A 24488-nucleotide genomic window follows, 5' to 3' on the forward strand; every position below is an offset into this window, starting at 1 on the left:
ACGGGGGCGGGTTGTACCGTCACACTCCGCAGCGACAGCACCGCGGGCAGCGTCACGACGCTGCCCGGATGCCCATCGAGTGTCGACCGGAGAGAAGAGCGAAGTTGTCCCCGACCAGCGAGACCGCACAGGGCGGCCGCCGACTCGTCATCGTCGAGTCGCCTGCCAAGGCGAAGACGATCAAGGGCTATCTCGGCCCCGGATACGTCGTCGAGGCGAGCGTCGGGCACATCCGCGACCTCCCGAACGGCGCGGCCGAGGTCCCGGACGAGTACACCGGCGAGGTGCGCCGCCTCGGCGTGGACGTCGAGAACGACTTCCAGCCCATCTACGTGGTCAACGCCGACAAGAAGGCCCAGGTCAGGAAGCTCAAGCAGCTGCTGGCCGAGTCCGACGAACTCTTCCTCGCCACCGATGAGGACCGCGAGGGCGAAGCCATCGCGTGGCACCTCCAGGAAGTCCTGCGGCCCAAGGTCCCGGTCCACCGGATGGTCTTCCACGAGATCACCAAGGACGCGATCCGCGCCGCCGTCGCCAACCCGCGCGAGCTCAACCAGCGCATGGTCGACGCCCAGGAGACCCGCCGTATCCTCGACCGCCTCTACGGCTACGAGGTCTCGCCGGTCCTGTGGAAGAAGGTCATGCCGAAGCTGTCGGCGGGCCGCGTCCAGTCCGTCGCCACCCGCCTCGTCGTCGAGCGGGAGCGCGAGCGCATCGCCTTCCGCTCCGCCGAGTACTGGGACCTGACCGGAAAGTTCGCCACCGGCCGTACCGGTGACGCCTCCGACCCGTCGACCCTCACCGCCCGCCTCAGCGCGGTCGACGGCCGCCGTATCGCCCAGGGCCGCGACTTCGGCCCGGACGGTCAGCTCAAGGCCGGCTCCGCCCAGACGCTCCACCTGGACGAGGCGAACGCCCGCGCGCTCGCCGCCGCGCTCACCGACTCCTCCTTCTCGGTCCGGTCCGTCGAGTCGAAGCCGTACCGACGCTCCCCGTACGCCCCGTTCCGTACGACGACCCTCCAGCAAGAGGCGAGCCGCAAGCTGGGCTTCGGCGCGAAGGCGACCATGCAGGTGGCGCAGAAGCTGTATGAGAACGGCTTCATCACCTATATGCGTACGGACTCCACGACCCTCTCGGACACCGCGGTCGCCGCGGCCCGGGCCCAGGTCACGCAGTTGTACGGCGCGAACTACCTGCCCGACAAGCCGCGTACGTACGCCGGCAAGGTCAAGAACGCGCAGGAGGCGCACGAGGCGATCCGCCCCTCCGGCGACCGCTTCCGCACGCCTGCCGAGACCGGCCTCACCGGCGACCAGTTCCGGCTCTACGAGCTGATCTGGAAGCGGACCGTCGCCTCCCAGATGAAGGACGCGACCGGCAACTCGGTCACCGTCAAGATCGGCGGCCGGGCGAGCGACGGCCGGGACGCCGAGTTCTCCGCCTCCGGCAAGACGATCACCTTCCACGGCTTCATGAAGGCGTACGTCGAAGGCGCCGACGACCCGAACGCCGAGCTGGACGACCGCGAGCGCCGGCTGCCGCAGGTCGCCGAGGGCGACGCGCTGTCCGCCGACGAGATCACGGTCGACGGCCACGCCACCAAGCCGCCGGCCCGCTACACCGAGGCCTCGCTGGTCAAGGAGCTGGAAGAGCGCGAGATCGGCCGCCCCTCGACGTACGCCTCGATCATCGGGACCATCCTGGATCGCGGTTACGTCTTCAAGAAGGGCACCGCGCTCGTCCCGTCCTTCCTCTCCTTCGCCGTGGTCAACCTGCTGGAGAAGCACTTCGGCCGGCTCGTCGACTACGACTTCACCGCCCGCATGGAGGACGACCTCGACCGCATCGCGCGCGGCGAGGCCCAGTCCGTGCCGTGGCTGAAGCGCTTCTACTTCGGAACGACCGGTTCCGGTGACGACCCGGCCGGTGTGGGCTCCGCCTCCGACGCGGGCAACGGCGACGGCGACCACCTCGGTGGCCTGAAAGAGCTGGTCACCGACCTCGGCGCGATCGACGCCCGGGAGATCTCCTCCTTCCCGGTCGGCAACGACATCAAGCTCCGCGTCGGCCGCTACGGCCCGTACATCGAGCGGGGCGAGAAGGACGCCGAGGGCCACCAGCGCGCCGACGTGCCGGAGGACCTGGCGCCCGACGAGCTGACGGTCGAGCTGGCGGAGGAGCTGCTGGCCAAGCCGAGCGGCGACTTCGAGCTGGGTACGGACCCGGTCAGCGGCAACCAGATCATCGCCAAGGACGGCCGCTACGGCCCGTACGTCACCGAGGTGCTGCCTGAAGGGACGCCGAAGACCGGCAAGAACGCGGTGAAGCCGCGGACCGCCTCGCTCTTCAAGACCATGTCCCTGGACACGGTCACGCTCGCCGACGCCCTCAAGCTGATGTCGCTGCCGCGCGTCGTCGGCACCGACGCCGAGGGTGTGGAGATCACCGCGCAGAACGGCCGGTACGGCCCGTATCTGAAGAAGGGCACCGACTCCCGGTCGCTGACCTCCGAGGACCAGCTCTTCGACATCACCCTCGAAGAGGCCCTCGCGATCTACGCCCAGCCCAAGCAGCGCGGCCGGGCCGCCGCCAAGCCGCCGCTGAAGGAGCTGGGCACCGACCCCGTGAGCGGTGCGCCGGTCGTGGTGAAGGACGGCCGCTTCGGCGCGTACGTCACCGACGGCGAGACCAACGCCACCCTGCGGACCGGCGACAGCGTCGAGGAGATCACACCGGAGCGCGGTTACGAGCTGCTCGCCGAGAAGCGCGCCAAGGGACCCGCCAAGAAGAAGACGGCGAAGAAGGCCCCGGCGAAGAAGGCGACGGCCAAGAAGACGGCCGCCAAGAAGACGACGGCCACCAAGACCGCCACGGCCGCCAAGAAGACCGCCGCGAAGAAGACGACGACCACCAAGAAGGCGACGGCCGCCAAGAAGACGACGACGGCGAAGAAGACGGCTTCCGCGTCTGCTTCCTCGGCCTCCTCCTCTGAGGACTGACCGCTTCCGTGATCGTGTGATGCTGCCCGGCACCTGCCCTGTAGAGGTGCCGGGCAGCGCTGCGTCAAGGGCACGCGCCTTATAGAGGTGCTGGACAGCGCTGCGTCAGGGCACGCGCCTTGTAGAGGTGCCGGGCAGCGCTGCATCAAGAGCACGCGCCCTATAGAGGTGCTGGACAGCGGTGCGTCAAGGGCCCGTGAGCGAGTCGGCCGGAAATCATCCGCGGCCATATGTTCGGACGGGCCGACAGTCACCGCACCGCTGCCGATAGGCTGGGCGGATGACGCGAGCCGAGCAGCCAACGGTCGTGAGCCCCACCTCCGACACACTTGCCGCAGACTCACGCGAGCGCGCCGTACGGGCCCTGTTGCGTGTTCCCCCGCTGAAGCGGTTGTGGAGCGCCCAGCTCGTCGGCGGTATCGGCGATGCACTCGCCCTTCTCGTGCTGGTGCTGTTGTCGCTGCAAGCAGCGGTCCTGGAGGGCTCATTCGGGGCCGGATACCGCGGGGCGGCCTTCGCCGTCGCCGCCGTGTTCGGCGCCCGCATCCTGTCCACCGTGCTCTTCGGAGCCGTACTCCTGGGGCCTTTGACGTCGCTCACCGCGCCCGGCGGAAAACTCGACCGGCGATGGCTGATGATCGGGACGGACGCGCTGCGGCTCGCCCTGCTGATCATCGCCCCGCTGTGGATCGACTGGGTGCCGGACAAGGCGCTCATGATGATCCTCATCACCGTCTTCGTGACCGGCGCCGCCGAGCGCCTGTGGTCGGTGGCCAAGGAGAGCGCCGCCCCGGCGCTGCTGCCGGCCCCGCCACTCGAGGGAGCGGCCGTCCGTCCGCTTCCCGACCATCTCGACGCCCTGCGCAGGCTGTCGCTGCGTACGAACTTCCTCGCCGTCCCCGCCGCCGCGGTGGTCCTGCTGGTCGCCACGCTGATCGGCAACCTCCTCGGCACCGGCCTGGAGTGGTTCTCCTTCCACCAGGCGGCGCTGGCTTCGTACGTGGCGGCGGGTCTGTTCTCGGCCTCCATCTCGATCCTGTACTTCCTCGAACTGCCCGGTACCCAGACCCCCCGGCCGCGCTCGCCCCTGGAAGGCCTGCGCCGCCCCACCACCGGCAGCGGCCCCGACAAGGGCCGCACCGGCGCGCTTCCGCTGACCGTCGCCGTCTGCGCGGCCGTCGCCGGAGCGATCGCCGCGGCCGCCGCCGTATCGGTCCTGCACGCCTACGACCTCGGCGGCGGACCCGCCACGTACGCGCTGCTGATCCTCGCGCTGACCGGCGGTACCGCCCTCGGTATCCGTACGGCGCAGAAGGTGCTGCCCGCGCTGTCGCGGCGCCGGCTGCTCGCGCTGGCCACCGCCGTCACGGGCCTCGCACTGCTGGCGCTCGGCCTGGTGCCGGACACGGCGACCGGGCTCGGGATCGCGCTGATCGCCGGTTACGCGGCCGGGGTCGCCGCCGGCATCGGGCACGCGATCATCGACCAGGAGACCGAGGCCGCCCGGCAGGCCCGGACCACCGAGCACCTCCAGGCGCTCGTCCGGGTGCTCGTCGCGCTCGGCGCGGTCGCGGGCCCGCTGCTCGCCGCCGCGATCGGGCAGCACCGGCTGGCCTCCGCCTCCGGTGACTTCGTCTTCGCCCACGGCGGTGCGGCCTTCACGCTGATGCTGATCGGCGCGCTGCTGCTGCCGCTGGCCGCCATCGTGGTCGCGAAGACCGACGACCGAGCGGGCGTACCGCTCCGCCGCGACCTGCGCGAGGCGCTGCGCGGCGGCGACCCGGCGGTCGCCCCGGCGGCCACCGGCTTCTTCCTTGCGCTGGAGGGCGGCGACGGGGCGGGCAAGTCCACCCAGGTCGAGGCGCTCGCCGACTGGATCCGCTCCAAGGGCCACGAGGTCGTCGTGACCCGCGAGCCCGGGGCCACACCGGTCGGCAAGCGGCTGCGGTCGATCCTGCTGGACGTCTCCTCCGCCGGCCTCTCCAACCGCGCAGAGGCGCTGCTGTACGCGGCCGACCGCGCCGAGCACGTCGACTCCGTGGTCCGCCCGGCGCTGGAGCGCGGTGCGATCGTCATCTCGGACCGGTACATCGACTCGTCCGTCGCCTACCAGGGCGCGGGCCGCGACCTGGCGCCGACCGAGATCGCCCGGATCTCGCGGTGGGCGACGAGTGGCCTCGTACCGCATCTGACGGTGCTGCTGGACGTCGACCCGCAGACCGCACGGGAGCGGTTCACGGAGGCGCCGGACCGGCTGGAGTCGGAGCCGGCGGAGTTCCACGAGCGCGTACGGTCCGGGTTCCTGACCCTGGCCGCCGCCGACCCGACGCGCTATCTGGTGGTGGACGCCGGGCAGGAGCCCGAGGCGATCACCACGGTCGTACGCCACCGGCTCGACCGGCTCCTTCCGCTCTCCGAGGCCGAGATCGAGGCCATCGAGGAGGCCCGGCGCAAGGCCGAGGAGGAGGCACGGCGCAAGGCGGAGGAAGAGGCCGCCCGCAAGGCCGAGGAGGAGCGCCTGGAGAAGGAGCGCCAGGAGCAGCTCGCCCGGCTGCGCGCCGAGGAGGAGGAGCGCAAGCAGCGCGAACTGGAGGAGGCCCGCCGCCGTGAGGCCGAGCGCCAGGCGGAGGAGGCCCGGCAGCGCGCCGAGGAGGCCCGCCGCCGCGCCGAGGAGGACCGCCGCCGGCTGGAGGCCGAGGAGCGGGCCCGCGAGGCCGAGCAGGAACGCCTCCGCAAGCAGGCCGAGGAGGAGGCGCGGCTGCGCAAGGAGGCCGAGGCGCTCCGGCTGGAGAAGCAGCGGAAGGCGGAGGAGGCGCTGGTACGGGCCGAGGAGGCGCGGCGGCGGGCTGAGGCCGAGGCGGCTGCCCGTACGGAGGCGGCTCGCGCGGAGGCTGAGCGGACTTCCCGTGAGTCCCGTGACTCACAGCCTGAGGCGTCCTCGCGGTCTGAGGGGCACGGGCCGACCGTTCCGGAGAACGAGCTGACGGTGCCCACGCCGATCGTGAACCCGAACGAGATCACGCAGCCGGTGCCGGCGGCGCGGCCGGAGGGACCGGGTTCCGGTTCCGCTTCCGGTTCCGCTTCGGGTTCGGGATCTTCCGGAGATGACGAGACGGCGATGCTGCCGCGGATCACGGACGAGAGGCCTGGGCGTGACGCCCCTCGTGACGCGCAGGGCGCCCGGGGTGCTGGGAACGCTCGCGACGCCCGGGCCGCCGACGAGACGGCCGTGCTGCCGCCCGTACGCGGTGATCAGCCCTCCGACCGGGTGCCCAAGGGCTACTTCCGGGACGAGGGCCCGGCGACCCCGCCGGCCGAGAGCGAGAACGAGCGCACCCGGGAGCTGCCGCAGGTCGAGGACCCGGGGGCGGCGGGCCGGGCCGACGACTCCCGCGCCCGCCGCAAGCGCCCGCGTCCGGACTGGGCCGAGGAGACCCCGCTGGACGACCTGCCGACGCTGGCGGACGAGCTGCTCGGCGGGCACGACGACGAGGAGCCGAGGGGCCGGGGACGCCGGCCGCGCGGCTGATCCGTACGTGTTCTCGAGTCCGGCCCGTCCGCCCGTGAGGGGCGGGCGGGCCGGACTTGTCAGTGCCGTCCCCCACAATGGAATCCGACGAGGGAATCGCGCGACAGGAAGGGCGGGGACCGGTGACCGTATGGGACGACCTGGTCGGGCAGGACCGGGTGAGGGAGCAGCTCGCCGCCGCCGCCAAGGACGCCGACGCGCTGGTCACGGCGGTCTCGGACGGTAAGGCGGCAGACGCCGAGGCGCAGGGCTCGAAGATGACCCACGCTTGGCTCTTCACCGGACCACCGGGTTCCGGACGGTCCACCGCCGCCCGGGCCTTCGCCGCCGCGCTCCAGTGCACGAGCCCGGACCGGGCGCTGGGCGGCGAGCCCGGCTGCGGGTTCTGCGACGGCTGCCACACGAGCCTGATCGGTACGCACGCCGACGTCCAGGTGATCCGCACGGACCTGCTCTCCATCGGGGTGAAGGAGACCCGCGACCTGGTCCGACGCGCCCAGCTCTCCCCGGCGGTCGGCCGGTGGCAGGTCATCGTGATGGAGGACGCCGACCGGCTGACCGAGGGCGCGGGCAACGTGCTGCTCAAGGCGGTCGAGGAGCCCGCGCCGCGCACGGTGTGGATGCTGTGCGCGCCTTCGCTCGAAGACGTGCTGCCGACGATCCGTTCCCGCTGCCGCCACCTCACTCTCGGCACGCCGCCGGTGGAGGCCGTGGCGGACGTCCTGATCCGCCGCGACGGGGTCGATCCGGACCGGGCGCACGCCGCGGCGCGGGCCACTCAGGGGCACATCGGCCGCGCGCGCCGCCTGGCCACGGACGAGCGGGCGCGGGAGCGGCGGGCGGCGGTGCTGAAGGTTCCGCTGCGGGTCGCGGATGTCGGCGGCTGTCTCAAGGCGGCCCAGGAGCTGATCGACACGGCCACCGACGACGCCAAGCAGATGGCGGAGGAGGTGGACGCCAAGGAGACCGAGGACCTCAAGGCGGCGCTTGGCGGAGTGGCGGGGGGCCGGATGCCGCGCGGCACGGCGGGGGCGATGAAGGAGCTGGAGGACAAGCAGAAGCGCCGCAAGACGCGGACGCAGCGCGACAGCCTGGACCTGGCGCTCACCGAGCTCACCGGCTTCTACCGCGATGTGCTGGCGCTCCAGCTCGGTTCGCGGATCGCCATCGCCAATGTGGACGTGCAGGACTCGTTGGACCGGATCGCGGAGTCGTCCACGCCGGCCCAGACGCTGCGCAGGATCGAGGCGGTGATCGCGTGCCGGCAGGCGATGGACCGGAATGTGGCGCCGCTGCTGGCGGTGGAGGCGATGACGGTGTCGCTGAGAGCGGGCTGAGGGGTTCTCCCGGCCGGCCTCCTTCACCCGATTGAGCAGGGAATCGGACGACTCGTCACCCGCCGGATACGCTCCCAGGATGGATACCAGGCGCCTGCTTCGCACCTTCGCCATCGGGATCGGCACAGCCGGTCTGCTCATCTCCGGCTGCAGCGGCGGCGGCTCGTCGCCGAACGCCTCCGCCACCGGCACAGCGGCCCCGGCCGGGCTGGACGCGTACTACGGGCAGAAGCTGAGCTGGCGCGACTGCGGGGTGGAGGGGTTCGAGTGCGCGACGATGAAGGCGCCGAAGGACTACGACAAGCCGGATGACGGCGACATCGACCTCGCCGTCTCCCGTAAGAAGGCCACCGGCCCCGGCGAGCGGATCGGTTCGCTCCTGGTGAATCCGGGCGGCCCCGGCGGCTCCGCGATCGGCTATCTCCAGGGGTACGCGGCACTCGGCTACCCGGCCCCGGTGCGCGCCCGCTACGACATGGTGGCCATCGACCCGCGCGGCGTGGCCCGCAGCGAACCGGTGGACTGCCTGACGGGCAAGGAGATGGACGCCTACACCCAGGTCGACCAGACACCGGACGACGAGGCGGAGGTCCGAAAGCTCACCGCCGCCTTCGAGAAGTTCGCCGCGGGCTGCGAGAAGCGGAGCGGCGAGATCCTCCCGTACGTCTCCACGGTCGACACGGCCCGCGACATGGACGTGCTGCGCGCCCTGCTCGGCGACGAGAAGCTCCACTACGTCGGTGCCTCGTACGGAACGTTCCTGGGCGCCACGTACGCGGACCTCTTCCCGGACCGGGCCGGCCGCCTGGTGCTGGACGGCGCGATGGACCCGTCCCTCAAGGCGATCGACATGAACCGCGACCAGACGGCGGGCTTCGAGGGGGCGTTCCAGTCCTTCGCCGCAGACTGCGTCAAGCAGCCGGACTGCCCGCTGGGCACCACGTCCACGGCGGACGCGGCGACGAGCCTGAAGCAACTCTTCAAGGACCTGGACGCCAAGCCGATCCCGAGCGGTGACGAGGACCGCAAGCTCGGCGAGTCCCTGGCGACGACCGGGGTGATCGCGGCGATGTACGACGAGGCGGCCTGGCCCCAGCTCCGCGAGGCGCTGACGGGCGCCCAGCGCAGTGACGGCTCCGGCCTCCTCTCGCTGGCGGACAGCTACTACGAGCGCGGCCCGGACGGAAAGTACGCGAACCTGATGTTCGCCAACGCCGCCGTGAACTGCCTCGACCTCCCGCCCGCCTTCGACGGCCCCGACGCGGTGGAGAAGGCGGTCCCGGACTTCGAGCAGGCCTCCCCGGTCTTCGGCCGGGGCTTCGCCTGGGCCTCCCTGAACTGCGCGTACTGGCCCACCAAGGCCACCGGCACCCCCCACCGCACCGAGGCGAAGGGCGCGGACCCGATCGTCGTGGTCGGCACCACCCGCGACCCGGCCACCCCGTACAAGTGGTCCGAGGCCCTGGCGGCCCAGCTCGACTCCGGCACCCTGCTCACCTACGACGGCGACGGCCACACGGCGTACGGCCGCGGCAGCGACTGCATCGACACGGCGATCAACACGTACCTCCTGGACGGCACCCCGCCCACCAACGCCAAGAAGTGCACCTGACCACCCCCGACCCGCTCTGACCAGGCCGAACGCCTCCGGGCCCACCGTGTACGGAGCACCCCCGGAAACTGTGTAGACTTGGCCCCGCTGCTGATCGCACCATAGTGCGACAGGGCGTGCCGCCTTAGCTCAGTTGGCCAGAGCAACGCACTCGTAATGCGTAGGTCTCGGGTTCGAATCCCGAAGGCGGCCCCAGAAGAACCCCAGGTCACGTAGCTCGTGACCTGGGGTTTTCTCTTGCTCGGGGCACGGCGGGTCATGCGGCCGAGTTGCCGTCACGTTGCTTGCGTGAGCGATGCGTGAGCGCCCCACACTCAGCGCCAGGCTTGACCTCACCGGCGGGCGCCAGCGTGACCGGGGCGGTGGCTTAATTACGGCGGAAGAGCCTGCCCTGGCCCCGATGCTTGCCGGTTGTCCTGCCAGATGCCTACTGCCCCACCTCGGCGGATTCGCTCGGCCGAGTGAAGCCGGCGGGGCGGTTCTCGTTGAAGAAGGATTGCCAGACCCGTTCCTGCAGCGCGCCGATGCAGGCGCCGCACGCGTACATCGGGGCCTGGGCCCCGGCGACTCTGGCGGGGCCGATCCACAGGACGCGCGTCCACAGCCGCCCGCAGTAGAGCCAGCGGGGGCCGTCGACCCACTCGTTGCCGTCGTCGGTGGCCGCCGGTGAGGGCAGTCCTCCCCGGGCGAACTTGGCGATCCCGGGGATCACCCTGTGCTGTAGGGCGACTTCCGTCAGCATCGCTCGTCTCCCTCCGCGATCAACGGTCCTGGGCGGTGAGAAAGGCTTCCTTCTGCTTCTCGGTTTCGGAGAACAGGAGCGTGGGTTCGGAGAGGATGTCGCGGTTGGACTCGCTCTTGTAGATCTCGTCGACGCTGCCGAACCGGGCTTCGGAGTAGTCGAGGTCCAGCAGGGCGGCGGCCTGGCGCACCGATGCCTCGTCGGGTCCTTCGATCTCCAGGAAGGTGGGGAGGTCCGGCCAGGTGTCGAAGTCGAAGGCGACCTCGCCCAGGCGCCATTCCTCGCGGTAGTTCTCCTGGTACCGGACCTCGGTGAGGCCGACCCGGCGCAGGATGTCGGCCATGGCGTGCAGGTCGGTGACCTCGGTTTCGATCTCTTTGGTGCCGTCGATCGTCGTGGCGTCGGTTACCTGCTTGAGCGTGAGCGTCGAGCGGGTGCCCTCGTCCCGCAGACGGATCCAGGCTCCGCCGTCGAGGGAGTCGTTCTCGAAGATCTTGCGGGTGAGGAGCGTGCGGGGGAATGCCTGGACCGCATTGAGCGCGCTCAGTTTGTTCTGGAGGTCGGCGACGTCGACGGCCAGGAACTTCGCCTCGTATTCGTGCTTCACGGGGTCTTCTCTCAGAAGTGGTCGGTGAGGGTGGACGTCCGGGCCGCGAGCAGGAGGCCCATGCGGTGGGTGTGGTCGTGTAGCTGGCCGATGTGGGCGCGCTCCGTGAACTCAGTGGTGCGCAGGGTGAGCAGGACCTCCCAGTCGCCGATGAAGTGGGGGTGAAGGCGTTCCGGGGAGGTGTAGTGCTCGATCATGTGGTGGCGTCTTTCGACGGGCATCATGAACTCCGCGCCGAAGATGCCGCCTGGGCGAACCAGGCGCTGCATACGGTCGACGAACTCGCCGAGCGGGCGGTGGTGGTTGGCACTGTAGTGCCACGAGCAGCTCGTCCGGACCGCGTCGCACTGCAGGCCCAGGGGCTCGCCGTTCAGGAAATCGTCCTCAACAACCTCTACGCGTTCGTGGAGTTCTTCGAGCTTCAGGCGATCGATCAGTCCCAACGCGTGGGCCTGGCTGTCACCCGGGAGGTGGACGTCGCCCCCGTGGAGGGCGACCGCGTCGCGTTCGATGGCGACGACGCGGTAGCCGGCGGCGGCGAGGGGCAGGACGAACTTGCCGTCGCTCGCGCCGACCACCGCGACGGTGGCGTCAGGGGCGACACGTTCCCGCAACGTGGCGAGGAACTGCGGGAAGAACGTGAGGGTGTGCTCCCACAGGCTCTGAGTCTGCATGGGGGTGCGCTCCTTGCGTATCGGTATCCATGATCACTCGGAGGACCTCGTCGGGGCTGCGCCCTGTGGTGTCGACGCGATGCATCGGGAACGAGGCGTAGGCGTCCGTCACCCGGTCCGTAGCGGTCTCGATCAGTGAGTCCCACCGCGACACCGGCTTGTTCCGCCCAGCGAGTCGACGTTGTCTCTCGTCGTCGTCGCAGACGAGGTGGTAGGTAGCGGGTGTCGGCAGCCAGCTCGGCAGGGTGATACCGAGCTGTGCCCCCAGGGCCCGGTGAGTGGTGAGGCACCGGGCGAAGTAGCTCTCGACGACGACCGGGACGCCGGCGTCGAGGTGGTGCTGGATCTCCTCGGCCGCGGTGAACAGGCCCGAGAGGTAGAAGCACATCCGTGCCTCTACATTCGTCCGCTCGTCCAGCGCCTGTCTGAGCGGCTGGTAGGGCAGCGGGACGGTAGCGACGAGGACGGCCTGTCGGGCGGCGGCGAGCATGGGCGCCAGGGTGGATTTGCCGGTGCCGCGTAACCCCTCCAGGCTCTCGAAGCGTGGGTGATCAGGCACGGCCGTACACCACGTCCGGTACCGCGAGGGTGAGTTCGTCGACGGACGAGGGCTTGTGGACGATGCGTCCTGCCGCCTTCTCGTACCAGAAGGCGTGTGCGTCCTTGCCCACGGCCTTGCAGGACATGGTCAGCGCACCGCGCGGGTCGACCTCGATGCGGTCGATTTCGCGAGGACCTTCGGAGGGCGCGCACACCTGCGGGGCACCGTCCTCGGAGAGGTCCTCGTCGACGATCACCTCCAAGGGCAGATCGGCTGACGCCAGCTCGTCCCGGAGCCGCCCGTAGGCGGAAGGGGAGGTGACCAGCAGTTCGGGGTGGTCGGCGGCGTTGCCGACCGGCCGCAGGTGATGGAGCTTGAGCTGCCGGACCCCGAGTTCCGCCAAGGCCCTTCCGAGGGGCAGGACTTCGGCGATGTTCCGCGAGGTGACGGTCATGGTCGCACCGGTCGGAACGCCGAGATCCCGAGCCAGACCGAGCGCCTCCAGGGCGCTCTTGTAGCTGCCCTGCTTTCGGATGCCGTCGTTGGTCGACCCGACGCCCTCCAGCGAAACCCTGAGCAGGTCCAGGGAGGAGGCGATCTCGGTCAGACGGCGCTCGATCCGGTACCCGTTGGTGCAGATCTCGACGCGCAGTCCCAGTTCCTCCTTGGCATGGCGGACGACCTGCGCGAGGTCCCGGTGGACGAAGGGCTCTCCACCGAGCAGGGTCACGGCCTCGGTGCCGTACTCGTCCCGCATCAGGGTGAGGAGATCCGCGGCTTCGTCGACGGTGAATGCGTCGGCGTACTGGAGCCGCTTGCCGTGGAAGCAGTGCAGGCACGTGAAGTTGCAGCGGTAGAGCAGCTGCAGGTACAGCATGCGGATCTTCTTGATCCCGGTGACTTCCTCGATCACGTCGACTCCTTCGGCTGGTTGCCTGGTGGGAGCCTGATAGTGGCCTTCTGCTCGGGGACCTCGACACCGCGTTCGGGGACGGTCCAAGGACGTCCTGGGACGTTTTCAGCGACCTGCGAAGGACTCCAGGATGCCGAGTACACGCTTTGTGTCCGACAGGTCGGGCAGGACGTCGACGGCTCCGGCGCCGGTCAGTTCCTCCTGGGTGTGGATGCCGGAGGCGACAGCGAGGACGCCGGAACCTGTGGTCAGAGCCGCTTCCACGTCACGAGGGGTGTCCCCCACGAGGACGGTGGGAACGTCGGCCGGAACACCATGAAGCCGCTGTGCGCGCTCGCGGGCGACAGCGACCAGGTGGGGGCGGAGCTCCGCGTCCGCTCCGTAGGCGCCGGCCGGTAGATCAAGGAGGGAGTCGAGCCCGAACGCGGCAAGCTTCACACGGGCGTTGGCGGCGACATTGCCGGTGAGGACTGAGGAGACCCAACCAGTCTGAGCCGAGGCGGCTTTCAGGGCGTTGTGCACACCGGGCAGGGCGGTCCCGCGCCTGCGCAGCTCCTCCAGGCGCGCTTCCCCTGCCTGGGCGAGTGCTGCTTCGATGAGGTGCCAGTCGGGCACGGGCAGCCCTTCGCGGGCGAACATGTCGCGCATGATCAGTCGATCCGTACGCCCCTCAGTTCGCGCCGGCTCCGTGGGCTCGCGACCTGAGAGGGCACGAAAGGCAGCGGCGTAGATCTCCTTGCTGACCCCCGCGTTCTCGATGAGGGTGTGGTCGATGTCCCACAGGACGAAGAGCTCCATGCCACCAGAGTAGGCAGTCCGCGAGGTGTCACTACAACGGACTGCGTCCCAAAACGTCCTTGCGCGATCACGTGCCGTGCCGATTCGATGGCAGCTGTGAACAACCGACTGCGCACCGTGCTCGGCCAACGCGGCGTCTCGCCCGATGCACTCGCCGAGATCTGCGAGGTGGATCCCAAGACGGTCAGCCGATGGCTGGGCGGACGGATTCCTCATGCACGGCACCGCTTCCGCGTCGCGCGACACCTGCGCGTCGAAGAGACCTTTCTCTGGCCCGAGCCGTCCAAGCGTCCAGGCCGGCCGCGGGACGGGTTAGGCACCGAGCTGGTCGGCACCTACCAGAACCGAGCCAGCGTGCCCCGGGACGTATGGCTCGCACTGCTGCGAGAGGCGCGGCACGAGATCGGCGTCCTCGTCTTCTCCGGCACCTTCTTCGCCCAGTCCAACCCCCACGTCGCCAAGATGCTCTCCGAGCGCGCCGCCGACGGCGTGCGGGTTCGCCTGTGCTTCGGCGACCCCGACGGGCAGGCAGTCGCCGTACGGGGGCGCGAGGAGGGAATCGGCGACACCCTCGCCGCCAAGATCCGCGCCTCACTGACGTACTACCGCCCGCTGCTGGGCGAGGCCGGGTGCGGCGTACGACTCCACGACACCACCCTCTACACGTCCATATTCCGCTACGACGACAACTTGCTCGTCAACCCGCACATCTGGGGCCAACCGGCCAGCGCCAACCCCGTCCTGCACCTCAAGAGGGCAGGCGATACAGGGTGGTTCGACAACTACGCTGAAAGCTTCGACGCCGTCTGGGCCGCCGCGAGGCAATGGGCACCCGACCAGGAGAGGACCGCCGACCATGGGGAGGACTGAGTACTACAACGATCCCTCTGCTCCGAAGGCGAACACCCTCATCCCGGCCAGTAACCTGCTCGTCGCCGACGAGACGGGCGCCATCCTCCTCCAGCGTCGCCGCGACACCGGCCAGTGGGCACTCCCCGGCGGAGCCCAGGACATCGGTGAGACCGCGGCCGAGTGTGCGGTGCGCGAGTGCTTGGAGGAGACCGGGATCATCGCGGAGCTCACCGGGTTCCTCGGCGTCTACACCAACCCGAACCACATCGTTGCGTACACCGACGGCGAGATCCGCCAGCAGTACGAGAACACCTACATCGGCCGACCCGTCGGAGGAGTGCCCACGATCAACGACGAGGCCGACGGCGTCCGCTTCGTCCAGCCGGCCGACCTCGACCAGTACGACATCCACCCGAGCATGCGCCAGCAGATCGGGGACTACCTGGCCGGCACCTACCCCTACCTCGGCTGAGCAGCAAGGGCGGCTTCCACCCGCTCCACGGAGGCAAAGATCTCCGGAGCCGCCCGGCGGATGAACCGCCCGACCACGCTGTCGTCCCCGTAGCGGCTGCGGATCTCCGCGACCCGGTCCTGCGCGGTGGTTCGGTCGCCGTCGGGCGTGGTGGTCATGTCGCAGTACACGAGGGCGTCCACCAGCAGCGGCTCCTCCGGCAATGGGAACTCCGCCGCCAGCTCCTCGTGCAACCCGCGCTCCTCTGCCTCAAGGAGCGCAAACGAGTGGTTTGCGACCAGCCGCACCAGCCGCTTGTCGGCCCCATGCTCGTCACGGAGGAACCGAGCCCCGTCCAGTGGATGGAATCCGGTCGCAGCGAGCCGGGGTGCGTACCCGACGTCATGAAGCGTGGCGGCAGCAAGGAGCAGGCCAGCGTCTACGCCGAGGGCCTGACGCACTTCAATCGCACGCTGAGCCACTCCTTGTGTATGTGCCCACCGTCGTGGAAGCGGACCGCTGAGTTCGGTTTGCGCTAGTTCCATCGCCAACTTGCCGAACTTGTCATCCATATCGTGGTTCGTGTCCAGGGTGCCTCTCGCTCATGCCTATCGATAACGAGTCTCAGCGGTTTGAAGCCTGATGGACCGGTATGGCCTGTTATGAGACTAGGGTGACGCTGCGGCACGCGAGTGGGGCTGTGCCAGCAGGCGCACCTGCACGACAATGGTCGACGGGACCAGACGTCCCCCCGCTTACCCGCAGACCTTGATGCTCTTGGAGCTCTCGCCGTGACGCTCTCCGTACCTCCCTCGCCCACCGCGCTTGAAACTGTGTTCAAGCGGGTCATCGAGCGCAAGGCTGTCCGCGCTGAAGCGACACTGCAGGCGGACATCCGCCAGTTCCTGCTCGATGCGGATCTCAATCTTGGCGAGCATGATCTCCTGACCCCTGTGTTGGAAGCGCAGGTGGGCGGCGGTACCGGTCACCGCATTGATATCGAGATGGGCGCGACCGTCATAGAGGTCAAGAAGGACATCAGCCGCCCAAAGATCCGCAAGGACGCGGTCGCGCAGCTGGCGAAGTACGTGCGGGCCCGTACAGAGCAGCGCGAGCGGCGGCACGTCGGCATCCTCACCGATGGCGCTGACTGGCGCGCTTACACGCTGGTCAATAATGAGCTGAACGAGGTCAACCAATTCGATGCGCGGGAGCGTAACGTCAAGTCGCTGGACTTGGTCCGGTGGCTCGAAGGTGTCCTGGCAACGTCCGAGGGCGCGGTACCTACGCCAGATGCCATTGCAACCCGCCTTGGAGCGGACAGCGTCGCCCACTCCATCGACAAGGCGGTCTTGGCCGCGCTGTACGAGAAGAACAAGAGTCTGCCGACAGTTCAGCTCAAGAGGGACCTGTGGTCGCGGCTGCTGCGCAGCGCCCTGGGAGCCCAATTCGAAGACAGCGACGATCTGTTCATCGAGCACACGCTCTTGGTGAATACCGCCTCGATCATCGCGCACGCGGTGATGGGGATCGATGTGAAGGACACCCCTCCTGCCTCGCTGGTCAACGGCCAACTGTTCACGCAGGCGCGGATCTCGGGTGTGGTCGAGTCGGACTTCTTCGGCTGGCCGTTGGAGATCGAGGGCGGCGAGGGTTTTGTTCAAGACCTGTCCCGTCGCCTCGCTGGCTTCGACTGGTCAAGGGTCGAGCACGATGTGCTGAAGGTTCTGTACGAGTCGGTGATCGCCGCGGAGACCCGTAAGAAGCAGGGGGAGTACTACACGCCGGACTGGCTGGCGGAAGCGACGGTGACCGAAGCTGTCCCCGATCCGCTGAATCTGCGGATCATGGACCCGTCGTGTGGTTCCGGCACGTTCCTCTTCCACGGCGTTCGCCGCTACCTGGCGGCTGCACGGGACCATGGATTGTCACTGCGAGAGGCGCTGGACGGGCTCCATGACCATGTTGCCGGCATCGATCTCCACCCCGTCGCCGTGGCCCTTGCCCGCGTTACCTACCTCCTTGCCATCGGACGCGAGACACTCACCTCCGAGGAGCGCGGCCCGATAAGCGTGCCTGTCTACTTGGGTGACAGTCTCCAGTGGGACCAGCGCACTGACCTCATCGACCACGGTCACCTCGTCATCCAGACCGGTGCGGGCAACCAACTCTTCACCAACGAACTTCGCTTCTCCGAAGCCTTGTTGCAGGATGCTAACCGCTTTGATGCGATTATCAACGAGCTCGCTGACAAGGCAGCCGATCCGCACCGGGCTAAGGGCAAGCTGCCCCCTCTCAGCGCTCTCTTCAACCGACATGGGGTCTCCAGCTCGGACGACCAGGAGGAGCTGACGGACAACTTCCGTGTCCTGTGTGACCTGGTCGACGAGGGTCGCAACCACATTTGGTCCTATTACGTTCGCAACCTGGCCCGCCCCATGTGGCTGTCGCGCGCCGAGAACCGTGTTGACGTCCTCGTTGGCAATCCGCCTTGGCTGTCCTACCGGCACATGCCGAGCGACATGCAGACGACTTTCAAGGACATGATGCAGGCCCGCGGCCTGTGGAAGGGCTTTGAGGTCGCTACCCATCAGGACCTGTCTGGCCTCTTCATCGCTCGCGCTGTTCAGCAGTACCTGCGCGAGGGCGGTTCTTTCGCCTTTGTAGTCCCCAACCCCGTTCTAGATCGCCCCTACTGGACCGGTTTTCGCAGTGGGGAATGGACGGATCCCGACCACCCCGTCAAGGTCAACTTCACTGGCTCCTGGGACTTGCGACGGCTGCGTCCGCACTTCTTCCCCCGGGCTGCTGCAGTCGTCTTCGGCCGCCGCCGCTCCCTCGCCATCGGCCAGCGCGGCAACAGCGCCGTCGCACTGTCCAAGGAGACCGAGATCTGGACCGGGAAGATCGCTAGGAGCGCTGCGAATTGGGAGCGGGCCAAGGGCTGGATCACGCGTAAGCCCGGTGAGCTCCGCTATCCCAAGGAGGGGCTGATTAACTCTCCGTACCGGGACCGCTTCGGTCAAGGGGCTACCGTCGTCCCCAGGGTGCTTTTCTTCGTCAATGAACAAGCTGCCAATCCCCTCGGGCTCGGCGGCGGTCGAGTCTCGGTCCGCTCACAGCGCAGCACTCTGGAGAAGAAGCCCTGGAAGGGGCTTCCCGACCGCGAGGGATCAGTCGAGAAGCAGTTTGTCCGCCCCGTCCTGCTCGGTGAGCACGTCGTTCCCTACCGGATTATGGGTGCCAACAAGGTCGTCCTGCCTATCGAGGGGACAAAAACACTCATGGACGGTGAACATGACCACCTGGACCGGTACCCCGACCTGGCGAATTGGTGGCGCGACGCAGAACGGCTCTGGGATGACAACCGCTCAAGTGAGCGGCTCACGCTGGCTGAGAGACTCAACTTTCGTAGGGGCCTGACCGATCAGCTCCCCGGCGCACCCCTACGGGTTGTGTATGGAAAGGCTGGCATGTATGTCACCGCCGCGCTTGTGGAGGACTCGAACGCGATCATCGACCACAAGCTGTACTGGGGAACCGTCGCAACCCGCCAGGAGGGTACGTACCTGCTCGCGGTACTGAACTCTTCGTACAGTACCGACGCCGTACGCCCTCTCATGTCTTACGGTAAGGACGAGCGAGACATTGATAAGGCCGTATGGGAGCTGCCGATCCCGGCCTTCGACCCGGCCGACGAAAGTCATGCACGCATCGCGGAGCTCGGCCAGGCCGAGTATCAGCGGATCGCGGAGCTGAAGTTCGAGGACGGCAAGAGCTACATCCAGATCCGCCGCACCCTGCGCGACTTCCTCCTCAGCTCTCCCGACGCGGAGGAGCTTGATCAACTAGTTACCGAACTGCTCGGCTGAAACCGCCGGCCCTTCGATCCTTCGTCTCTTCTCCGCACTCAGGGCGGAGAAGAGACGAAGGATCACCCGCCCAGCCTCGAGTTGAGTGGGCGCCAGGGCTGTCCCACACATCGAGGCATGCGGAAGGAGGCATCCCTTCTCTAGCGTGGCCAGTAGGACGGCGGGAAGAGGGACGGGTCCACACGCTCGAAGCGGTGCTTGCTCAACGGGTTCAAGCCTTATATGTGGATCAGCTGCTGAGCGGCTGCTTCGTTGAGCTCGCCGACGATCAAGGGCATGGCCGCTACCACCGCGCCCATAGACAGGCCCAGACCGGCCATGCCCTTGTGTGCCTGGCTGAAGCGGATGTGGTGCATTCCCGACTTCTTGATGGCCTCCGTCTCCGACGGATCCTCCAGCTGTCGAGCGTCCCTGGTCAGGAAAATGTCGAAGCCCTTTTTTGCAGCATCGGGGAGAAGCGCGAGATCCTTCTTGCCCGCCCATTTGATCTCGCTGACGTGCGTTACCTCATGCCCGGGCAGGATTCGTCTGAGCATCTCCAGCACCTGCACGGGGACGTTCTCGTCGACGAGGATCCGCATCAGGCAGCGCGCGCTCCCGTGCTGTAGCTGTCCACGTAGAGCGCGAAGGAAGCAGCGTCACGTGCTGCGTCAGCGGTGACGCCGGGGTAGTAGTCGGCGATCTCCTCAGGGGGGATGCCGTCCTCGATCAACTCCGCGACGGAGTCGAAAGGGGTCCTTGTGCCCGTAATCACGGGCTGCCCGCCCTGAGTTTCGGGGTCGACAGTGACGTGCTGCTTCGGCTGGAGAAGGTGGGGGACGACGACGCCGGCTCGGGGAGCGAACTCTTCGAGGATGTCGGCCATGGTGGCGATCACCCGTTGCCCAGGACGTTTGACCAGATCGGTGCCGTGGTCATCATGACCTGCAAGGACGATCGAGTCGCCCTCGGCTACCAGGGAGTAACTGGACAGGTGCTCGACCTCCCCGATCCTTCTCAGGGTGGCCAGGGCTACGCGAATCTTCTGGAGTGACACGTCCTGGCGAAGGTGGGCGAACGCACGCAGCGCGAGTACGTCCCGGAAGGAGTACAGGGCCGGCCTGGCTGCCAGCCCGGGCTGAAGTACCGGCCCGTTGCCGCGGTCTTGTCTCCACGTGCGCAGTTGTCCGACTGTCGCTCCCGAGAGGGCGGCAGCCATGCGGGTCGAGTACGCCATCCGCTGCCTCCCATCCTGGTCGCGTGCTGTGGGGTGCCATCATCCCAGTTCTCCGAGCGGGAACGCTACAGAACGACGAGAGCCCGGATGCTCCAGATCTTCAGCGGCGAACCGGTGAAATGTCCAGCGTGCGTGAGCCGTGCGTGAGCGGACAGGTTGGCACGGGCCGGACCGGACGAGCACGTGCCTCTCGATCTCACGCCGCTGACCAGCAAAAACAGGACCCAGTGCCACGGCTTGGCATCTACCGTCACGATCTTGCGCGCTCTCGTAATGCGTAGGTCTCGGGTTCGAATCCCGAAGGCGGCCCCGTGGAGGCCCAGGTCAGATGTTGTCTGACCTCGGCCTTTGTGTTTATCTCGAAGACTCCTTGTGCGGTCGCGATGCCGTTCCGGGCCTCGCAGCAGCCGCCGGTGGCCGACCGGTGGACAAGCGGGTGGCCGTCCAAGGGGGCTGGAGGTGGAGGCGCCCACCGCGACGAAGGCCGGCAGATTGTCGTCATCGTCGAGGCCCCCGCCGGTGACCTCCGAGGGGCTGGAGGTCGCCGGCGCGCTTCCGCGAGCCTCCGGCTTTGTGAGCAGCGCGAAGGAGGTCCTGTTTCTCGGCATGGCCAAAATACGTTCTGCGGGTCAGTCCGCTTCCAGGGCGTCCAGGGCCAGTGTGTGTGCGATGGCGAGGCGGCGGTCGACATCGGGCGCGAGGATCTCCAGTACGTACCGGGTGTGCAGCCCCAGCTTCTTGGTGACGGTCATCAGCGGCTTGCCGCTCTCGGTGTACGTGAAGCGGTACGGCCAGATGAACGGCACGTACTCGAGATAAGGGATGAACTCCCAGACGAACCGGACGAAGGCCACCACCCGGCTGCGCTCGCGGCCGGTCAGCTTCATCGTCCCCGGCTGCCGCACCTGCCATGTCCTGCGGAGGAAAGACGCGCCCGCGTCCTCGTAGAACGACCCGAAGGACTGGCCCGAAGCGTCCCGCACGTCGTACATGTAGCCCACTTCGTGGTCGCGGCCCTTGAAGGCGGCGAGGACGGACTTCCTGGACGCGTCCGTGTAGACGGTCACCTGCCCCCTGAGCGACAGCCGCTTCTCGCGTGCGTAGGCGACGGGCTCGCCCTCGGAGCCGTCCGGCCGGGCCACGCTCACCATGTACTCGCCTGCCGTGAGGCTCAGTTTCTTCTTGATGACGAAGGTGTCGTGGGACTGGATGTCCGGTGCTTCCGCGGGTGCGGGGGCCGGAGTTGGGGCGGGGGTGGCCTTGGTGAGGCTGAAGGCGGCCTTGTCCTTCTCCGTGCCCGTTCCGGTACTCGACTCCGTGCCCGTGCTGTCCATGTGGCATCTCCCGTTGTCCCCGTGTCCCCGTTTCGGTCCGTCCATGGTCGGCCGCACGACCGGCTCGGGTCAGTCTCCGGAAGTCGCGATCCCGGGCGACGAAAGGTGTCAACTTTCGTCGTACGGTGGCACGACGCTCGGCCGATGCGCGCGTTCTTCCGGGGGTCCTACCGTCGGCCCGGTGTATGCGGACAGGGAAGTGGATGTGGGTGTGAGGGCGGGTACGGGTGTGGGAGACCGACGGGTACGGTCCGCAGGGCTCGCCCTTCGGGGCCTTCGGCGGCGGTTGACCGGCGGTGTGCTCTGGAGCCCCGCCCGTATCGTCGGGGAGGCGGTCCTCGCCGTCACCCTCGCCGGGCTCGCCGCGGGCATCGGCGCGTGGATGGGCACGTTCGGGGCATGGACCGTCCTCCTCGCCGGGGCGATGGCGCTGCTGGCACCCGCGCGCCACGCACTGCCCGCGACCGTCCTGATCCTCTCCGCCCCGCTGGCCGGGGGGTGGAACGTCATGGCCTCCGTGCTGCTGGTCTGCGCCGCATGGTCGGCGGGGCGGCGGATCACGGAACCCTGGCGGGTGGCCGCCGCGTTCGGGGCCGCGGGTGTGCTCCACACCGTCCCGGGCCTGTACGACGACATCACCTCCGGGGCCGCGCCCGTGCTGGCCGTCACCCTCGGGTGGAACGTCGTGACATTCCTGACCCTGGCCGTGGTGCCGGCCCTCGTCAGCCGCTACCGGGACCAACGGCGGCGACTGGTCGACGCGTTGTGGCAGAACAATCAGCAACTCCAGCGCGAGCAGGCGATGGTGGCCCGTGAGGCCCGGTTGCTGGAGCGCAACCGCATCGCCCATGACATGCACGACAGCCTCGGCCACCAGCTCGCCCTGATCTCCGTGCACGCGGGCGCCCTCCAGGTCGACCCGGAGCTGACCGGGAACCAGCGGGAGGCCGTAGGAATCCTCCGGGATGCCTCCGTCACCGCGATGGCGGAGCTGCGGGCGGCGGTGGGGGTGCTCCACGACGAGGCGGAGTACCGGGAGCGACAGGGCGAGCAGCAGTACCAGGAGTACCAGTCTCACCAGGGGAGTCAGGGGGGCTTTCCCGCCGGGGGTACGGGGAGGACCAGGGGCCAGCAGCAGCCGGTGGGCGGCGGTGCCTCGGTGACGTACGTGCCCCGTACCACCGCCGCCATCGACGGCCTGGTCGAGTCGTCCCGGGGCGCGGGCACGGCGGTGTCGCTGGACCGGAGCGGTGTCCGGCGGCCGTTGGCGCCCGCCGCCGACCACGAGGCGTACCGCATCGTCCAGGAGGGGCTGACCAACGCCCACAAGCACGCGCCGGGCGCCCCGATACGCCTTGCCCTGCGGTACGAACCGGACAGCCTGGTCGTGGAGGTCGCCAACGGGCCCGTACCGGGCGGAGCGCCCGAGGTGCCGCCGGAGATCAGCGGCGGCCAGGGGCTGAAAGGGCTGCGCGAGCGGGTCGGCCGGGTCGGCGGCATGGTGCACACCGGGCCTACCGAGGACGGCGGCTTCCGGATCGCGGGGATGCTGCCGTACGGGGAGGAGAGCGAGGCGGGAAGCGGGGCGGAGGGCCGGACGGGGAACCTCGGGGCGCACGGGGCGGGGAAGGGCGGACGGGGCGCGGGGCCGTACGGCGCGACCTCCGTCGTACCGGCTCGCGACGTTCGGGGGCAGTGGCGCCCGGGGGCGGTGGGCGACGGTGGAACGGTCATCGACGGGGCCGATCCACAGAGGGAGTTCACCACCATCATGAGTACCAGGAAGAACGTCGCCATCGGCTGCGCCGTCACCGCCGTCGTCCTCGTCGCGGGCGTGGTCGGCCTGGCGGTCTGGGGGGTGGGCGTCATGACGGAGGAGGTGAAGAAGGCGGACATCTCGCCGAGCGTCTACGAGGAGGCGAAGGTCGGGGACGCCGAGGCGGACATCCAGGCCAGGCTCCCCGCGGAGGACTCGTGGCTCACCTCGGACCTGGCGGACCAGGGGCCCGAGCTGCCCGAGGGAGCGACGTGCCGACACTTCACCTCCGAGGACGATCAAGGGGTAGACGAGCTCACCGTCTTCCGGTTCTGCTTCCGGGACGGGAAGTTGGTTTCCAAGGAGACGTACAAGGCGAAGTGATGCCGGGCTCCGTGCGGCGGGCCGGTCCGTACAGGGCATGATGGCGGGGCCACTCCGTCCGTTCTCCTTGACAACGTCATGACCGACACCGCGCAGGAGGCTGTGTGATCCGGGTCCTGGTCGCCGACGACGAGCCGCTCATCAGGGCCGGCATCAGAGCGATCCTCACCTCGGCCGACGACATCGAGGTGGTCGCCGAGGCCGGGGACGGCCGCGAGGCGGTGGAGAAGGCCCGGGGCGGCGGGGTCGACGTGGCGCTGCTGGACATCCAGATGCCGGTGATGGACGGGCTGACGGCGCTGGTCGAGCTCGGCCGTACCGCGCCGAAGGTACGGGTCCTGATCCTCACCACCTTCGGCGAGCGGGACAACGTTCTGCGGACGCTCGGCCACGGCGGTGCGGGGTTCCTGCTGAAGGACTCCGCGCCCGGCGAGCTGATCCAGGCGGTGCGGGCCGCGGTGGCGGGCAACGCGTATCTCTCACCCGCGGCCACTCGGCATGTTGTGGACGCGCTCTCCTCCACCGGGGCCACCACCCGCGGGGAGGCCGCGCGGCGCCGGCTCGACGGGCTCTCCACCCGGGAGCGCGAGGTGCTGGCGCTGCTCGGAGAGGGGCTCTCCAACGCGGACGCGGGGCGGCGGCTGCACATGAGTGAGGCCACGGTGAAGACGTACGTCAGCCGCATCCTCGCCAAGCTCGACTGCGACAACCGCGTCCAGGCCGCCCTCCTCGCTCGCGACGCGGGGCTCCAGCCGGGGGGACTTCAGCCGGGCGGGCACTGACCGGACGGAGCGTCATGTCCGTGCGGTCCGACGTCTGTACGGGGGTGCGGCGGCCGTACGGGGCCCCGTACGGCCCGTCCCTGGGG

Annotated in this window: 19 protein-coding genes and 2 tRNA genes; 11 read left to right on the top strand and 10 right to left on the bottom strand. The window is 68.8% G+C overall.

Annotation, left to right across the window (positions count from 1 at the left end):
• Nucleotides 1-104: 104 nt before the first annotated feature.
• The 5 genes from topA to ACIRR8_RS11800 all read left to right on the top strand — a co-directional run bounded on the left by topA (nt 105) and on the right by ACIRR8_RS11800 (nt 9675).
• A complete protein-coding gene (gene topA / locus ACIRR8_RS11780; protein WP_404062239.1) occupies nt 105-3002 on the top strand; it encodes a type I DNA topoisomerase in 2898 nt (965 codons plus the stop codon).
• 280 nt (nt 3003-3282) lie between these two features.
• The gene (tmk, locus tag ACIRR8_RS11785; RefSeq protein WP_404062242.1) at nt 3283-6531 is read left to right on the top strand and encodes a dTMP kinase; all 3249 of its coding nucleotides are present in this window, start codon (nt 3283-3285) and stop codon (nt 6529-6531) included.
• A 122-nt stretch (nt 6532-6653) separates the two neighbouring features.
• On the top strand, nt 6654-7868 hold the full coding sequence (locus tag ACIRR8_RS11790; RefSeq protein ID WP_404062245.1) for a DNA polymerase III subunit delta': 1215 nt from the start codon (nt 6654-6656) through the stop codon (nt 7866-7868).
• Between the two features lie 79 nt (nt 7869-7947).
• On the top strand, nt 7948-9480 hold the full coding sequence (locus ACIRR8_RS11795) for an alpha/beta hydrolase (RefSeq protein WP_404062248.1): 1533 nt from the start codon (nt 7948-7950) through the stop codon (nt 9478-9480).
• Between the two features lie 118 nt (nt 9481-9598).
• A tRNA-Thr gene (locus tag ACIRR8_RS11800) sits at nt 9599-9675 on the top strand.
• Between the two features lie 232 nt (nt 9676-9907).
• On the opposite strand, the gene ACIRR8_RS11805 is transcribed toward ACIRR8_RS11800, so the two are convergent.
• The 6 genes from ACIRR8_RS11805 to ACIRR8_RS11830 form a co-directional block, all read right to left on the bottom strand.
• Nucleotides 9908-10222, bottom strand: a complete 315-nt coding sequence (locus ACIRR8_RS11805) for a hypothetical protein (protein ID WP_404062251.1) — start codon at nt 10220-10222, stop codon at nt 9908-9910.
• A gap of 19 nt (nt 10223-10241) precedes the next feature.
• Nucleotides 10242-10829: a class IV adenylate cyclase gene (locus tag ACIRR8_RS11810; RefSeq protein WP_404062253.1), complete on the bottom strand. Its 588-nt coding sequence runs from the start codon at nt 10827-10829 to the stop codon at nt 10242-10244.
• A gap of 11 nt (nt 10830-10840) precedes the next feature.
• Complete coding sequence (locus ACIRR8_RS11815) at nt 10841-11503, bottom strand: class I SAM-dependent methyltransferase (protein ID WP_404062256.1); 663 nt, start codon at nt 11501-11503, stop codon at nt 10841-10843.
• A complete protein-coding gene (locus ACIRR8_RS11820) occupies nt 11421-11993 on the bottom strand; it encodes a hypothetical protein (RefSeq protein WP_100455499.1) in 573 nt (190 codons plus the stop codon). The genes ACIRR8_RS11815 and ACIRR8_RS11820 overlap by 83 nt, the downstream gene beginning before the upstream one ends.
• Nucleotides 11994-12054: 61 nt before the next feature.
• Complete coding sequence (locus tag ACIRR8_RS11825; protein ID WP_404062259.1) at nt 12055-12957, bottom strand: radical SAM protein; 903 nt, start codon at nt 12955-12957, stop codon at nt 12055-12057.
• Nucleotides 12958-13062: 105 nt separating this feature from the next.
• Complete coding sequence (locus ACIRR8_RS11830) at nt 13063-13755, bottom strand: HAD family hydrolase (protein ID WP_404062261.1); 693 nt, start codon at nt 13753-13755, stop codon at nt 13063-13065.
• A 96-nt stretch (nt 13756-13851) separates the two neighbouring features.
• On the opposite strand from ACIRR8_RS11830, the gene ACIRR8_RS11835 reads away from it, so the two are divergent.
• Entirely contained in the window at nt 13852-14625 is a 774-nt protein-coding gene (locus tag ACIRR8_RS11835; protein WP_404062264.1) for an XRE family transcriptional regulator, read from the top strand.
• Complete coding sequence (locus ACIRR8_RS11840) at nt 14612-15079, top strand: NUDIX hydrolase (protein ID WP_018489396.1); 468 nt, start codon at nt 14612-14614, stop codon at nt 15077-15079. Before ACIRR8_RS11835 ends, ACIRR8_RS11840 begins: the two co-directional genes overlap by 14 nt.
• Here ACIRR8_RS11840 and ACIRR8_RS11845 read toward each other — a convergent pair.
• A complete protein-coding gene (locus tag ACIRR8_RS11845) occupies nt 15067-15630 on the bottom strand; it encodes an HD domain-containing protein (RefSeq protein ID WP_404062266.1) in 564 nt (187 codons plus the stop codon). The genes ACIRR8_RS11840 and ACIRR8_RS11845 overlap by 13 nt on opposite strands.
• A 219-nt stretch (nt 15631-15849) precedes the next feature.
• Between ACIRR8_RS11845 and ACIRR8_RS11850 the strand changes: the two genes are divergently transcribed.
• On the top strand, nt 15850-18930 hold the full coding sequence (locus ACIRR8_RS11850; RefSeq protein ID WP_404062269.1) for an Eco57I restriction-modification methylase domain-containing protein: 3081 nt from the start codon (nt 15850-15852) through the stop codon (nt 18928-18930).
• 218 nt (nt 18931-19148) lie between these two features.
• Here ACIRR8_RS11850 and ACIRR8_RS11855 read toward each other — a convergent pair whose 3' ends face one another.
• Complete coding sequence (locus tag ACIRR8_RS11855; protein ID WP_404062273.1) at nt 19149-19511, bottom strand: DUF5615 family PIN-like protein; 363 nt, start codon at nt 19509-19511, stop codon at nt 19149-19151.
• Nucleotides 19511-20146, bottom strand: coding sequence for a DUF433 domain-containing protein (locus tag ACIRR8_RS11860; protein ID WP_404062275.1), 636 nt, complete (start codon nt 20144-20146; stop codon nt 19511-19513). The genes ACIRR8_RS11855 and ACIRR8_RS11860 overlap by 1 nt, the downstream gene beginning before the upstream one ends.
• A gap of 200 nt (nt 20147-20346) precedes the next feature.
• Here ACIRR8_RS11860 and ACIRR8_RS11865 point away from each other — a divergent pair.
• A tRNA-Ser gene (locus ACIRR8_RS11865) sits at nt 20347-20455 on the top strand.
• Between the two features lie 320 nt (nt 20456-20775).
• Here ACIRR8_RS11865 and ACIRR8_RS11870 read toward each other — a convergent pair.
• Nucleotides 20776-21480, bottom strand: coding sequence for a hypothetical protein (locus tag ACIRR8_RS11870; protein WP_404062277.1), 705 nt, complete (start codon nt 21478-21480; stop codon nt 20776-20778).
• A 298-nt stretch (nt 21481-21778) separates the two neighbouring features.
• On the opposite strand from ACIRR8_RS11870, the gene ACIRR8_RS11875 reads away from it, so the two are divergent.
• Together ACIRR8_RS11875 and ACIRR8_RS11880 are read left to right on the top strand one after the other, a co-directional pair.
• Nucleotides 21779-23620 (top strand): sensor histidine kinase, encoded by a 1842-nt coding sequence (locus tag ACIRR8_RS11875; protein ID WP_404062279.1) that lies wholly within the window; start codon nt 21779-21781, stop codon nt 23618-23620.
• 104 nt (nt 23621-23724) lie between these two features.
• On the top strand, nt 23725-24402 hold the full coding sequence (locus ACIRR8_RS11880) for a response regulator (RefSeq protein WP_404062281.1): 678 nt from the start codon (nt 23725-23727) through the stop codon (nt 24400-24402).
• Nucleotides 24403-24488: the final 86 nt, after the last annotated feature.

The organism is Streptomyces sp. NPDC101178, from assembly GCF_044767965.1.
Taxonomy (GTDB): domain Bacteria; phylum Actinomycetota; class Actinomycetes; order Streptomycetales; family Streptomycetaceae; genus Streptomyces.

Bases quoted from the DNA above. Each gene is read 5' to 3' on its own strand.
- tmk (WP_404062242.1), top strand. From the start codon at position 3,283: ATGACGCGAGCCGAGCAGCCAACGGTCGTGAGCCCCACCTCCGACACA.
- ACIRR8_RS11795 (WP_404062248.1), top strand. From the start codon at position 7,948: ATGGATACCAGGCGCCTGCTTCGCACCTTCGCCATCGGGATCGGCACA.
- ACIRR8_RS11805 (WP_404062251.1), bottom strand. From the start codon at position 10,222: ATGCTGACGGAAGTCGCCCTACAGCACAGGGTGATCCCCGGGATCGCC.
- ACIRR8_RS11815 (WP_404062256.1), bottom strand. From the start codon at position 11,503: ATGCAGACTCAGAGCCTGTGGGAGCACACCCTCACGTTCTTCCCGCAG.
- ACIRR8_RS11820 (WP_100455499.1), bottom strand. From the start codon at position 11,993: ATGCTCGCCGCCGCCCGACAGGCCGTCCTCGTCGCTACCGTCCCGCTG.
- ACIRR8_RS11830 (WP_404062261.1), bottom strand. From the start codon at position 13,755: ATGGAGCTCTTCGTCCTGTGGGACATCGACCACACCCTCATCGAGAAC.
- ACIRR8_RS11840 (WP_018489396.1), top strand. From the start codon at position 14,612: ATGGGGAGGACTGAGTACTACAACGATCCCTCTGCTCCGAAGGCGAAC.
- ACIRR8_RS11845 (WP_404062266.1), bottom strand. From the start codon at position 15,630: ATGGATGACAAGTTCGGCAAGTTGGCGATGGAACTAGCGCAAACCGAA.
- ACIRR8_RS11855 (WP_404062273.1), bottom strand. From the start codon at position 19,511: ATGCGGATCCTCGTCGACGAGAACGTCCCCGTGCAGGTGCTGGAGATG.
- ACIRR8_RS11860 (WP_404062275.1), bottom strand. From the start codon at position 20,146: ATGGCGTACTCGACCCGCATGGCTGCCGCCCTCTCGGGAGCGACAGTC.
- ACIRR8_RS11870 (WP_404062277.1), bottom strand. From the start codon at position 21,480: ATGGACAGCACGGGCACGGAGTCGAGTACCGGAACGGGCACGGAGAAG.